The sequence below is a fragment of the Shewanella donghaensis genome (assembly GCF_007567505.1).
Taxonomy (GTDB): domain Bacteria; phylum Pseudomonadota; class Gammaproteobacteria; order Enterobacterales; family Shewanellaceae; genus Shewanella; species Shewanella donghaensis.
In genome coordinates this window covers 2,452,534-2,466,177 of the sequence record NZ_CP041783.1, presented here as the reverse complement: position 1 = coordinate 2,466,177, position 13,644 = coordinate 2,452,534, and the positions used below count along the sequence as shown (strand labels likewise).

The following is a 13,644-nucleotide window of genomic DNA, read 5'->3' as shown; positions in this document are numbered from 1 at the left end:
TGCTAACCTTGGGTATCAGGCTTAGAAGTCGGTGTTGAATCAGTTTTAGGCTTACTAGGGCGTCTACGTTTGCGTTGATTAGCATTACGATTACGACTAGGGCTCTTGCTGTTACTGCTTTTAGCAATTTCAGGACGTTGGGTCTCATCTGCTTCTACAAATGATTTCCACCAGGTTGCTATTTTACCAATGTTGCCAGCTTCTGCTTCACCACGTAATAACAACAAATCGTAAGCTGCACGGAATTTAGGGTGTTCAAGCAATTTAAATGCTCGTGTACCTTGGCTACGCTCTAAGCGTAACTGCAGCTGCCAAATATCTTTTGCTGGCGTACTGAAACGACGAGGTATGCTAATGGTGCGACATTGTTGTTCCATCACATCACCCATAGCGGCAACATGGGCATCATAATGACTTAGACCACTTTCTAATGCGATATCATCAGCACGTTGCTTCAACGGGTACCACAATAATGCAGCATAAAAGAAAGCAGGTGTGACCGGCTTATCTTGTTGAACACGTAAATCAGTACTGGCCATCACAGCGTCAAGCATTTTAGCGGTATTGCCCGCAGGTTGTTCTTCAATTAATGCCGCAATTTGCGGGAATAAAGGTTTAAATAAGCCATAATCCTGCATCATGTTGTAGTTAGCTTGTGCTTTACCAGCAAAGAATAACTTCAACACTTCTTCATACATACGTGCTGCAGGAATATCTGTTAATAACGGCGCGAGCTCTTTAATTGGGGCAGCTGTCACTGGCTCGATGGTCATATCGAGTTTAGTGGCAAAACGAACAGCGCGGAGCATACGCACTGGGTCTTCACGGTAACGCTTATCCGGATCGCCAATGAGTTTTATGACTCTCGCTTCAATATCGTTGATACCACCGCCGTAACTGCGGATTGAATAATCACTAATGTCGTAGTAAAGCGCATTAATAGTAAAATCACGACGTTCTGCATCTTCGTCAATCTCACCATATACGTTGTCACGTAATAAGCGGCCTTCGGCGTTAGATTTTGAAATGTTGTCGTTACTTTCGCCGTGATGACCACGGAAAGTGGCCACTTCGATAACGTCACGTCCAAATACGATATGCGCTAATCTAAATCGGCGACCGACAAGGCGTGAGTTTCTGAATAGTTTTTTGATTTCTTCTGGTGTTGCGTTAGTCACGACATCAAAGTCTTTAGGTTCCATACCTAATAAGATGTCACGCACGCCTCCACCAACAAGGTAAGCTTTGTAGCCTGACTTACTGAGTCTATAAAGTACTTTTAAGGCATTTTCACTTAATTGGCGTCGAGAAACTGTATGGGCATCTCTGCTGACAATGTCCAAACGCAGGCCGTCGTCTTGGCTTTCTGGCTCAATGACAGGAGTGGTTTTATTGTCTTCAAACAGTTGTTTGCAGAATTGGCTAATACGGCGAAAAATAATACACCTCGAACGACATAATTAAATGGTTAAAAATCTGGCGGCTATGATATACCAATTGTGAGCTAATGAGTATATCACTGCTCAATCAGAATCTCAGATACTTGCGGAATATGAGCTATATTAAATTGTTCACCCGCCTGTTTTAGCATGACGTCGACATCGTCAATGTCGACAGTTTGTTGTCCAAGAAAGCCCAAAGCGGCATTAATGCTCGCTTGAGGGCGCTTTATATCAATAGCATTGGCATAATTTTGTTTTGATAATTTAAACCCTGGCTCAGTGCAAGCAAGTGGTAGGTGTAACCACTGGGGTGAAATTAAATCCAGAATATTATTCATACTTATTTGACGGCAACTTGTTTCGAGTAAATCACAGCCTCTAACGACTTCAGTAATTTTTTGAAACGCATCATCAAGTACTACAGCCAGTTGATAGGCGTAAAGGCCATCGCTACGCTTAATGATAAAATCTTCAGCTGCAAAACTGTGTATTACCCTGAGGTCCCCCATCACTAAGTCATTAAAACTAGCGATTTGGGCAGTATTTCTAATACGGATAGCGCCTTTAACCAACGTTGTTGAGAGCTGACCACATTGGCTGTTGTATACGCCACCCATTTGTTGGATTTGTTTTCTGGTACATTGGCAATAATAGGCTAAATCTTGTGCCAGTAATTGGTCAATATGATGCTGATAAACGGCTAAGCGTTGGCTTTGATATAATTCAGTATCATCCCAATGCAAGCCATAAGCATCTAAGGTGGCTAAGATATCACTACTCGCACCAGCGACTTCCCGCGGTGGATCAATATCTTCAATGCGGACGAGCCACTTTCCTTGTTGCTGTTTTGCGCGAAGATAACTGCCCAAGGCTGCAATCAGAGAACCAAAATGTAATGGTCCTGATGGGGATGGAGCAAAGCGGCCAATATAAGCGGGTGAATTCACCGAGATACCTTTATAAATAGGGGCAATCATATATTGATTAGACATAATCAAACCCATAAATATCAAAAAAAACATAAACAAAGGGCGAGAATAATCTCGCCCAATTGCAGATACTAACTAAAGTTTAAAGTTAGATAGCACTGACTGTTGCAAAATAACCCAGCTAAATTAGCCAGCCATTTGCTTTTCTTTGATTTCAGCAAGCGTCTTACAGTCGATACACTGATCAGCTGTTGGACGTGCTTCTAAGCGGCGAATACCGATCTCAACACCACATGAATCACAGAAGCCGAAATCGTCTTCTTCAATTTTTTGTAATGTCTTTTCAATTTTCTTGATCAGTTTACGTTCTCTGTCGCGTGCTCGAAGCTCTAAGCTAAACTCTTCTTCTTGAGCTGCACGATCTACAGGATCTGGAAAATTAGCTGCTTCATCTTGCATATGGTTCAAAGTACGATCTACTTCTTCACGTAGCTGATTACGCCAAGCTTCTAGAATCAATTTAAAATGAGCGCGTTGCTTCTCACCCATATACTCCTCACCAGCTTTTTCCTGGTAAGGTTCTACACCTGCGATAGCGAGTACGCCAAGTTTTTTGGTGCCTTCAGGCATAACGCATCTCCTGTAATTAATAGCGATTTATGTGCGTCGTAAATTTATGGCCGCTATCTATAGCAGAAAGTCCATGGCGAGGCAAACTATTTGATTAGTATTTTTTACTTCTTTGAACTAAACAAAGACTTCGCAAGGGGCCGTAATTTTACTTGATTGTGCTGATAATTCAGTTTTATATGCTAAAACTTCAACACCACACTTTGCCGCTTGTTTGAGTAATAATGCATATTGCGGATCGATATGCTCTGCAGCTTGAACGAGGTTAATGCCAGTATGTTGTACGACAAAAAGTAACACCGCTCTATGTCCTAGACTAGCCATATGCATGAGCTCACGCAAATGCTTTTGCCCCCTAGTGGTAACAGAATCCGGGAAATAGCCTACTGTTTGCTCTAATAATGTACAACTCTTGACTTCAACGTAACACAAAGGTCTATTTTCATCACTGAGTAAAATATCGATTCGGCTATTTTCTTCACCATATTTTACTTCTCTCTTTAATAATGAATAGCCCTTTAATTCAGCTATGGTGCCGTTATTGATCGCTTCTTCAGCTAATGTATTAGCGCGGCCAGTGTTAATACCTAATAAATGATTATCCGTTGTGGCGGCTAACTCCCAAGTATTGGGATATTTTCGTTTAGGGTTATCCGATGTTGAAAACCACACCGCTTCACCTGGAAATAAGCAATTTCTCATTGAGCCAGTATTGGGACAGTGAATGGTAATCTCACTGCCATCCTCAAGTTGCACATCGGCCAAAAAGCGCTTGTAGCGTCTCAGTAAAATGCCTTGTTGTAAGGGCGGGGTAAAGTCCATTAAAAAGGGGTTCTCCAATATTTGGCGTATGGACTATTTCTCATAAATACCATTAAATTATTTGTTAACAATTTTTATTGCAAAATGGCATTGAAATAATCACGTTCTATTAGCGATTTACAGTACACTTAGCTTATTAGTTACATCAGTTACAACGCAAGCACAACAAGGAAATAATAATGGAAATAATGACAGTTACCCTAACAAAAGAAGCGCCACAGAGCCTTTGGGGTAAAGCAGATGTTACTTATCAAGGTACACAAGCATCGATTCATTTATCTGGCCAAGATGAGTTACGTCAAGTGCAAATGGCTGCTCGAAAAATTCGTGGTCAAGGTGTCAATAAGGTTCAATTGCAAGGTGACTTATGGAGCCTAGATACACAATGGGCTTTCTCTCAAGGGTTTACCACGGCAAAAGGGGCTTTTGAGGTTCTTTGGTGTGGCGAAGCTAGCACCCAAACCACCTTAACGCATCGATTTGAAGCAGCAAGCTTTGCGCGTAAACTGGTTAATGAAACACCTGAAGAGCTGTCTCCGGTTATTCTTGCGCAACATGCAGCTAAATGGCTTAAAGCGATTGGTGGCGAAAACGTCAGTTACGAGATTATTGAAGGCCAAGAGTTACTTGAAAAACAGTGGATTGGTTTACATGCCGTTGGCCGGGGTAGTGAACGTCCACCTGCAATGTTGGTATTAGATTTTAATCCATTAGCTGATGATGCCGCCGTGTCTACAGCACTCGTTGGTAAAGGTATTACTTTCGATTCAGGCGGTTACAGTATTAAGCCTTCAGAAGGCATGTTAGATATGAAATGCGATATGGGCGGAGCAGCAACAGTGACTGCCGCACTTGGTCTAGCAATGAAAGCTGGCCTTAATAAGCGCGTTAAATTATTTCTATGTTGTGCTGAAAACTTGATCAGTGGTCATGCATACAAGTTAGGTGACATTCTAACTTATAAAAATGGCGTCACAGTTGAAGTGGTAAACACTGATGCTGAAGGTCGTTTAGTGTTAGCTGATGGCCTACAAGCGGCTTCTGATACTGGTGCTGAGTTAATTATTGACGCAGCTACATTGACTGGCGCAGCTGTTATGGCCGTGGGTACAAGCTACAATGCGATTTTCTCTCCGCAAATGGAGACGTTGCAAATAGCACAACAAAAAGCGGCTACAGTGGCTGAAAATGTGTGGCCATTACCGTTAGACGCTTGGCATAAAGATATGTGTCCTTCACCCTATGCTGATACGGCTAATAGCCGAGCAATGAAAGGTGGCGGAGCCGGTGGTGCATCAAATGCGGCTGGTTTCTTATGGCGCTTTGTTAGCCCTAACGTTAACTGGTTACATATGGATTTAGCTGGTGCTTATGCATCATCTGCCACGCCATTATGGAGTGCGGGTGCAACAGCTCATGGAGTATTAACCATTGCTGCAATGTTAGAGCAGTAATTGTAATACTTTACTTAAAGCCGCTATCGCGGCTTTTTTATTCGCTTAAGTTGATAGAGTCCATATTTTTAGGGGGTTGTATATCACTCCTTGAGGCGAATTGATTGATTCATATAGCGTTAACTCATTAGCTCTGATACAAATAGGCGCTATGGGTAAGGCTAGGTGAATACTGTCAGTATTCACCTTATTTACTGAGCGATAAAGGCTGATGTGTGGCCTGTAACTATGATGAGTTTGGTAGAGACCCAATTGTGACGCCATCTTTTTTAAATTGTTGGCGATGTTTTCAATTTGCACAACTGGCTTACCCTCAATACAGGCTATTTTTGCCGTCGGCCACCAAGCGCATTGATCTAATGGTTGCTCAAATGAAGTAAAATGTTGTTGCTGAATAAATTGATCAATTTGTTGGATTTGCCGTGCAGTTGCTAGCCCTAAAAATGCTGTAGTGATATGTAAATTATTTTTATTAACCGTAACGGCTTGTTCATCAATGTCAGGCAGCAATTTTTGTTGTAGTGTTACCATTGTGTCGGTATCTTGCTTTGACAATGAAATCGCAATGAATATACGTTTATCACTATTTTTAGACATAAAACTGCTTTAATACCTTGCTAGATTCATAATTGGTTTTAGTGGAAATGTAAGATTAGTTTATTCATGGAATTAGTTAAAGAAAATCGTGTAAGTTGTCGTTTTTAATCTAATATTAATGCAATAGCGAATAAAGGTGGTTAACATTGAAAACACAGTTAACCAGAAAGGGAAATTGCTGAATGAGAGAAACATCGTTGATAAATGAGTCATTGAATGATTAATAATGAATTGGAATCGGTATGGAGCAATCAGCAATCTGCCGCATTAAACCAATTTTTATGCTCAGACGAGGTAATGGCTGAGATCGACTCGTTGCAGAATCAACTTGATAGTGATGGCATCATCATTGTATTTTCTCAGACGACAGCCAATGTCGCCAGCGATAGGGTCTATCAAGCCCAAACCCTTAAAGTATATGAAAATATCACCCAACAAGCCGAACCGTTGAGCTTGTCATTTTCCTCATTTCCAATTTTGTGTGAACAATTATTAAATAATGACAGCCGCTTTTTTTATGCCGATGGCACCATTGCTATAGTGGACAACACCGTCATTGACGCTAGTCTAAAAAGTGAATTAACGGATTTCACTCAATCTATTTCTCCCAAGTTGAAGTTATTAATTAACAAAGTCTCGCATATTGGCAATACCCGTCTGTGTCTCATTCCTTATAAGTATCAATTAGATTGGCATATCGAACAGACTGGGGATGATGATTGCTGCTTTTCTTTATTTTCTGAGGCAGGGTTAAAGTTAGCGTCGCAAGCAGAATTGATGCGGGTGTCAGAGCTGCTTAAAAACAAAGAACTTCAATATCTCGAACTTTTTCAAAAACTCCCAGTGGCATGTGCATTAATTGATACAGAGAATTGTATTAGTAATTACAACCAAGTGGCCAAGGAGAGCTTACCTTTACAAATTAATCAAAGCCTTTATAGCTTGATTAACGCAGAAGATCACATGCTACTCGATGATTGCCTGCATATTGTTAGAGAGGGGGCTTTGCATCAATCTTGGTGTGAAATTCCGCTCATTGTCGCCGGTGTGAAACATTGGTACAAAGTGAGCTTTTGTCGTGCTTTAGATATAGAACAACGTTTGTTGATGATGGTAGAAGATATCTCCGAACGTTATCGGTTAGCTGATGAACTGTCATTTCAATCCAACTATGACCCGTTAACTGGCTTACCAAATCGAGTACAGTTTGAAGCAATGCTTGAAGAGCTGATTCAAAATAAAGATCGATTACCTGTGTGTGTCGCGTTTATCGATTTAGATCAATTCCAGGTCATCAACGATGTCAGTGGGCATCAGGCTGGCGATGAATTACTTTGCCAAGTGTCTAAACGGTTGAGCTTGTTACTCCGAACCGGCGATATAGTAGCTCGTTTAGGCGGTGATGAGTTTGGTTTGCTAATGTTTCATGCGGATAAAGAGTCAGCCCAGCAAGTGGGTAACCGCATTTGCCAGCAGTTATCTGAGCATGAATTTATCTGGGGTGATATTACCCACAATGTTAGCGTCAGTATGGGAATGTCTTTATTAGACGTTAAGTCTGAAGATATATATAGCGTCATGAGCCAAGCTGATGCCGCCTGTCGTATAGCGAAAGAAGACGGACGTAATCGCTGGCATTTTTATTGTAAAAACGATCCACAAATGCATCATCTTTATAATCAAATGTTGGCTTCCGTTGATATTATTTCTGCTCTAGCACTGAATCAATTCGAATTATTCTATCAATTAATTGAACCATTAAAATCGCAAGAGTCGGGTATCCACTTAGAGATTTTATTGCGCATGGTGCAAGAAGATGGCCGTTATGTGTCGCCTGGCGTTTTCTTACCTGCAGCTGAACGCTATAACTTGGCTTCTCGGATTGACCGCTGGGTAATCGATAACCTGCTTAAATGGGGTTCTCGACATATGGAGATCTGGGAGCAGTTATCTATGGTGTCTGTGAATTTATCAGCGGTATCCTTATCTGATAGCAAGTTTATGAACTGGCTTGAAATGCGCTTAATGGTTGAGCCTGAGTTAGTCTCAAAGCTGTGTTTTGAGATTACTGAAACCGCTGCGGTAAGCCAGTTGGAACAAGCTACAGCACTCATCGACTTATTACAGCCGCTAGGCTGCAAATTAGCCTTGGATGATTTTGGCTCGGGCTTTTCAAGTTTTGCATATCTAAAATGCTTGGATGTCGATTATGTCAAAATTGATGGCCAGTTTGTGGTGAATGTTTGTGATGACCGCAGTGACAAAGCTATTGTGTCAGCCATTTGTCAGCTCGGTAAAGATATGGATTTTGAGGTGATAGGTGAGTTTGTTGAAAGCACTAAAATTGGTCAGCTGCTGCGAGAGTTAGGGGTTGATTACGGCCAGGGTTATGCCATTGGCAAACCAACACGACTGAAAAATTTATCATCAGGGATAAGAACCCCATGGCAGATGGATTGATATCAACGTAATTTTAGTGGATAGATAGCATCAATAATCGTTTATGAGTAAACTGATTATAGATTTTCTACCTTGAAGTATCCCCATTGAGCTCATTACCTATCCAAGCCTTATTTTCGCCGTTACAACAGGCATTGGGCAACCACTCGCAAATTATCCTCGAAGCGCCCACTGGTGCAGGTAAATCAACTGCACTTCCATTAGCGATGCTTCAATGGCCGCAAATTAGCGGTAAAATCCTGATGCTTGAACCTCGACGCGTTGCTGCGCGAAGCGTGGCACACTTTATCGCTCAATCATTAGGCGAAAAAGTGGGTGACAGAGTGGGTTATCGGGTGAGAGGCGAAACTAAAGTGAGTGCCAATACACGCTTGGAGATTGTTACCGAAGGCATTCTAACCCGAATGATCCAACAGGATCCCGAGTTAGATGGCATTGAGGTTATTATTTTTGATGAAATCCATGAACGTCATTTACCGACAGATCTTGGTTTAGCCTTAGCGTTAGAAGTGCAAGATTCACTGCGTGAAGATTTAAAAATCATTGCGATGTCTGCCACGTTATCAGGCTTGCCGCTTGATAAACTTATGCCTAACGCTGCCACCTTAGTCAGTGAAGGACGCAGCTTTGCGGTTGAAACCGTATATCGACCCGTAATAGGCCAGATGCAATGGTTGACTCATCTTTGTCAGGTAGTGATTGACAGTGTCAGCGGTAAAGACACAGTGCCGAATGAATACCAACAAGGATCAGTGTTAGTTTTTCTGCCTGGCAAAGGGGAGATTAATCAACTTCAACGCCTACTGAGCCAGCGGCTAAATCAAAGTGAATTTTTGATTTGTCCGTTATTTGGTGATTTATCACCAGCAGAACAAGATAAAGCCATTTCGCCAGCGCCAAAGGGATATCGAAAAATCGTTATTGCGACCAACGTTGCCGAGTCGAGTTTAACCATCGATGGTATTACCATTGTGATTGATAGTGGTTATAAGCGTGAAGCGAGCTTTAACCCGCGCACAGGCGTGAGTCGATTAGCATTAAAACGTATTAGCCAAGCATCCAGTATTCAACGTGCAGGGCGTGCAGGGCGCTTACAGAAGGGCTGTTGCGTTAGGCTGTGGGGTCAAGAAGAGCAAAGTCGGATGATGGTCGCTGATGCGCCTGAAATTATTCAAAGTGAATTAACATCCATGGCATTTGATTGCGCTTATTGGGGCGTCAATGATATTGAGTCATTACCGTTATTAACCAAGCCGCCTCAAATTCATCAGCAAGTGGCTTGGCAGTTACTGTCAAAACTTGAGCTGGTGGATGATAATGGAAAAATCACTCCCCAAGGCCAGGCTGCCTATTTACTTGGTTGTCACCCTCGTTTAGCGCATATGTTACTCACCTCGCAAACGCTTGCCAAAAACCATAATCAAAGTGATTTAGTACTGTTGGCTTGTTTACTCGCTGCGGTGTTAGAAGCGCGTGGTTTACCTAAAAAAGGCACTGATATTAATCAGTATCTTTCTTTAGCGACACAGGGATTGATGGGAAGGCAAGTCAGTAAGTGGCAAAGGGCGCTCGGCGCTAAAGGGGATGCGAAACAGGTTGCTCGAGATGCCGCAAGTCGCGACATCAGCTTACTTTTGGCACTCGCTTATCCCGATAGAATTGCTAAAGCCCGTGGCAAACAAGGTTTTGCGCTAAGTAATGGCACGGGGGTTACTATTGAGGCAGAAGATGCTTTGGCTAATCAACAATGGTTGGTCGTTGCTGACTTCCAAGAAACCCAAGGTCGCACGGCAGGACGAGTTTATTTAGCTTCGGTGATTAATCCTGAACACTTTCAGCAAGAGCTGTCATTTCTAACCAATGAAGTAAGAGTTTGTCAGTGGGATGAAACAAAAGGGCGCTTTTTTGCAGAAAAGCAAACCAGAGTGGGTGAGATTATTATTAATCGAGCCATGGAAACCAACGTGGATGCTAAATTGATCCAGCAAGCGCTATTGAGTCACATCCGTGACAAAGGGTTAAGCATTTTTAACCTTGATGATACTTTTCAGCAACTTCAATTCCGAGTACAGTTAGCTCAACAATTTACACCTCAATATGATTGGCCAATGCTTGATGATGTGTCATTGCTAGCAAGCTTGGAGCATTGGCTCGCACCCTATTTAATCGATGTTAATTCGATTGCAAAATTGAAAAAAGTGGATACGTTTGGCCATATAAAAAATCAACTGACATGGCAGCAACAACAAACGTTAAATGAGTTATTACCCACTCATTGGCAAATGGCGACAGGTACAAGAGCGCCTATTGAGTATCAATTATTACCCGATACCGCAGCAAGTATTAAGTCTGATGACCGCGGTGACGTTGATACGGATAAAGTGACTGACAGCGAAGTGGCTGATAACCAAGTGACAGATAATGCAGTTATAAATCATAAAAAAGTCACCGGCAGAGCATTATTAAAAGTCCGCCTACAAGAGGCTTTAGGTCTATCAGAAAGCCCGAAACTGCTTCAAGGTAAGTTGATTGTCACAATGGAACTATTGTCTCCAGCTCAACGACCTATTGCAGTGACTGCAGATTTAGCCAGTTTTTGGCAAGGTCCTTATGTTGAGGTTAAAAAAGAAATGCGTGGCCGTTATCCCCGCCATTTATGGCCAGATGATCCCATTAATACCACGGCCACTAAATTTACTAAAAAGAAGACACCAGGCTTAAATAGCTAATGGTGATATAAGAATTGAAAACAACATGACAGAAATTAGAAAAACTATGGCGCCCAAAAGCATTAATAAAGAAGATACGAGTACAAAAGACTCAGTTACCAAAGTGCCAACTAAAAAAGCGCCAATAAAAAAAGCGGTAGCGAAGAAGCCTGCCGCAAAGAAACCTGTAGATAAAAAAGCCGCTGCGAATAAAACGGCGGCGAAAAAGCCGAGAGTAAAAAGAGTCGTTGCGAAAGCGAAACATAAACCTTCTATATGGAAAAAACTGTGGTCAATCAGTTGGAAAGTCGGCTTGATTGGCATCGTTGCAGTGAGTTTTTATGGTATCTATTTAGACCAAATTATTGCGCGTAAATTTGAAGGCCAAAAATGGCATTTGCCGGCACAAGTTTTTAGTCGTTCGATGGCGATTTATCCTGGTGCTGCGATTAACCACCCGCAACTCATGTCAGAGCTTAAGCTTCTGGGTTACCGCAAAGTGGCTAACCCTCGACAAGTGGGTGAGTTCTCCGCATCTAGCACACGTATTGAATTGTGGCGCAGACCTTTTTTACATCCAGAAGGCGATCAAACTGCGCAAAAAGTAATGATTTCGTTTGATTCTCAGGGCGTCGATTCAGTGCAGCGAATGAGCGATAAGCGTCAATTGGCAGTGTTCCACTTAGAGCCTGTTTTACTTGATCGAATTTTGGCATCTGGCGGCGAAGACCGACTGTTTGTGCCAACAAAAGACATGCCCCCAGCGATTGTGGATGCCTTAATTTTGGTTGAAGATCGCAGCTTTTACGAACATCACGGCGTCAATCCGTTTGCGATCGCGCGCGCCGCCGTTGTGAATATTACCGCTGGCCGAACAGTTCAAGGTGGCTCAACCTTAACGCAGCAACTGGCTAAAAATTTCTTCTTGACGAGTGAACGATCACTGGTTCGTAAAATCCGTGAAGCCCTCATGGCCATTATCATTGATTTTCGCTACAGCAAAGATGAAATTCTAGAAGCCTACTTAAATGAAGTCTACATGGGACAAGACAAGTCTCGTGGTGTCCATGGTATGGGGTTAGCTTCGCAATTTTATTTTGGCCGACCGATTGCTGAACTAACTGTTTCACAACAAGCATTTTTAGTGGCTGCGATTAAAGGTCCATCCTATTACAACCCGTGGCGCTCACCTGAGCGTGCACTTAATCGCCGTGATTTAGTGCTACGTTTATTGATGGAAGGTGACAAATTATCCGTAGAACAATACAAAGCCGCTGTCGAGTCGCCGATTGGATTACGTGATTTTAATCAATCGGTACATAAAAAATTACCCGCATTCTTTGCTGTGGTAAAACAAGAATTACGTCGTCGTTACGGTGATAAATTATTACAACAATCTGGCGTTAAGGTTTACACCACCTTAGATCCAATGGCACAAGATGCTGCTGAAAAAGCGGTAGTGAAAACCATGAAGTCACTTGATCAAAGAGCCAAGAACGTGCAAGTGGGCATGGTGATTACAGACAAATATACTGACGGTATTGCCGCAATGGTTGGCGATAGAGTGCCAAGTTTTGATGGCTTTAACCGTGCAGTAGAAATTCGACGTCCTATCGGCTCGTTAGTTAAACCTTTTGTTTATGCTACGGCGCTGCAACAAGGCAATAAATATAACTTAGCATCGCCAATCGCTGATAAGCCTATTACCTTACAAAATGGCCAAGGTAAAACCTGGTCTCCACAAAATGTGGATAAAAAATTCCGCGATCAAGTACCGCTATTAACGGCATTCAAAAACTCAATGAATGTGCCAACGGTCAATATCGGTATTGAATTAGGGGTTGATAATGTCGCTAAAACCATGGCAGATGCAGGCTGGCCAGAGGCGATACCGCGTTATCCTTCAATGTTGTTAGGGGCGATTAATGGATCGCCGTATATGGTTGCTCAGGCTTTCCAAACGATTGCTAATAATGGTCGTTATAGGCCATTAACCTCAATTACAGCAGTGCTTGATACCAATAATGAACCGCTGAAAGTCACCCGAGTCAGTGCTACACAAGGGCTTGATCATCAGACGGATTATTTAGTGCAATATGCGATGAATCAAGTAGTGAAAAGCGGCACGGCCAAAAGATTGGGCCAGGCATTTCCGAATGTGGCGCTTGCGGGTAAAACCGGTACCAGTAACGATAGTCGAGACTCTTGGTTTGCAGGCTTTGATGAACGAAATGTCGCCGCTGTTTGGGTTGGGCAAGATGATAACAGTAAAACGGGCCTTTATGGCTCAAGTGGCGCTATGGCAGTGTATCAAGAATTTTTAAAGCTGCGTCCTCCGTTAGGATTAAGAATGACACCTGCAAATGGGGTGACTCAAGGTTATTTCGATAAAGATACTGGCGTGGCTAAACAAGCCGATTGCGACAATGTGGTGGCACTGCCAGCAAGACAAGACAGTTATAAACCCGCTGAAAATTGTGGTGAGCCGTTATCTTGGTGGCAAAAAATTATCAATTAATTTTCCTCCTAAGGTTTTTTAATACTCATATATTTTAAATATTTAGAGCCGTTTAAAATGAACTTATAAACAAAAAATGGCTAC

Annotated in this window: 9 protein-coding genes; 4 read left to right on the top strand and 5 right to left on the bottom strand. The window is 42.3% G+C overall.

Features of this window, described 5'->3' with window-relative positions:
• Positions 1–2 precede the first annotated feature (2 nt).
• From FPK91_RS10500 to sfsA, 4 genes are all read right to left on the bottom strand, one after another.
• Positions 3–1,349 carry a polynucleotide adenylyltransferase PcnB gene (locus tag FPK91_RS10500; RefSeq protein WP_227006761.1) on the bottom strand — a complete coding sequence of 449 codons (1,347 nt, stop codon included), beginning with the start codon at positions 1,347–1,349 and terminating at the stop codon, positions 3–5.
• Between the two features lie 167 nt (positions 1,350–1,516).
• Positions 1,517–2,419, bottom strand: a complete 903-nt coding sequence (gene gluQRS, locus FPK91_RS10495; RefSeq protein ID WP_405127360.1) for a tRNA glutamyl-Q(34) synthetase GluQRS — start codon at positions 2,417–2,419, stop codon at positions 1,517–1,519.
• A gap of 138 nt (positions 2,420–2,557) precedes the next feature.
• Entirely contained in the window at positions 2,558–3,001 is a 444-nt protein-coding gene (dksA, locus tag FPK91_RS10490) for an RNA polymerase-binding protein DksA (protein WP_144211156.1), read from the bottom strand.
• A 117-nt stretch (positions 3,002–3,118) separates the two neighbouring features.
• Positions 3,119–3,823, bottom strand: a complete 705-nt coding sequence (gene sfsA, locus FPK91_RS10485; RefSeq protein ID WP_144211154.1) for a DNA/RNA nuclease SfsA — start codon at positions 3,821–3,823, stop codon at positions 3,119–3,121.
• Positions 3,824–4,002: 179 nt separating this feature from the next.
• On the opposite strand from sfsA, the gene pepB reads away from it, so the two are divergent.
• Positions 4,003–5,277 (top strand): aminopeptidase PepB, encoded by a 1,275-nt coding sequence (gene pepB / locus FPK91_RS10480; RefSeq protein ID WP_144211152.1) that lies wholly within the window; start codon positions 4,003–4,005, stop codon positions 5,275–5,277.
• A gap of 45 nt (positions 5,278–5,322) precedes the next feature.
• Here pepB and thpR read toward each other — a convergent pair whose 3' ends face one another.
• The gene (gene thpR, locus FPK91_RS10475) at positions 5,323–5,874 is read right to left on the bottom strand and encodes an RNA 2',3'-cyclic phosphodiesterase (RefSeq protein ID WP_144211150.1); all 552 of its coding nucleotides are present in this window, start codon (positions 5,872–5,874) and stop codon (positions 5,323–5,325) included.
• Between the two features lie 216 nt (positions 5,875–6,090).
• Between thpR and FPK91_RS10470 the strand changes: the two genes are divergently transcribed.
• The 3 genes from FPK91_RS10470 (at position 6,091) to mrcB (ending at position 13,560) form a co-directional block, all read left to right on the top strand.
• The gene (locus FPK91_RS10470) at positions 6,091–8,334 is read left to right on the top strand and encodes a putative bifunctional diguanylate cyclase/phosphodiesterase (RefSeq protein WP_227006541.1); all 2,244 of its coding nucleotides are present in this window, start codon (positions 6,091–6,093) and stop codon (positions 8,332–8,334) included.
• 86 nt (positions 8,335–8,420) lie between these two features.
• Positions 8,421–11,063 (top strand): ATP-dependent helicase HrpB, encoded by a 2,643-nt coding sequence (hrpB, locus tag FPK91_RS10465; protein ID WP_193559188.1) that lies wholly within the window; start codon positions 8,421–8,423, stop codon positions 11,061–11,063.
• A gap of 25 nt (positions 11,064–11,088) precedes the next feature.
• Positions 11,089–13,560 (top strand): penicillin-binding protein 1B, encoded by a 2,472-nt coding sequence (gene mrcB, locus FPK91_RS10460; protein WP_227006733.1) that lies wholly within the window; start codon positions 11,089–11,091, stop codon positions 13,558–13,560.
• The last annotated feature ends 84 nt before the right edge of the window (positions 13,561–13,644 follow it).

Bases quoted from the DNA above. Each gene is read 5' to 3' on its own strand.
- gluQRS (WP_405127360.1), bottom strand. From the start codon at position 2,419: ATGATTGCCCCTATTTATAAAGGTATCTCGGTGAATTCACCCGCTTAT.
- dksA (WP_144211156.1), bottom strand. From the start codon at position 3,001: ATGCCTGAAGGCACCAAAAAACTTGGCGTACTCGCTATCGCAGGTGTA.
- sfsA (WP_144211154.1), bottom strand. From the start codon at position 3,823: ATGGACTTTACCCCGCCCTTACAACAAGGCATTTTACTGAGACGCTAC.
- pepB (WP_144211152.1), top strand. From the start codon at position 4,003: ATGGAAATAATGACAGTTACCCTAACAAAAGAAGCGCCACAGAGCCTT.
- thpR (WP_144211150.1), bottom strand. From the start codon at position 5,874: ATGTCTAAAAATAGTGATAAACGTATATTCATTGCGATTTCATTGTCA.
- FPK91_RS10470 (WP_227006541.1), top strand. From the start codon at position 6,091: ATGATTAATAATGAATTGGAATCGGTATGGAGCAATCAGCAATCTGCC.
- mrcB (WP_227006733.1), top strand. From the start codon at position 11,089: ATGACAGAAATTAGAAAAACTATGGCGCCCAAAAGCATTAATAAAGAA.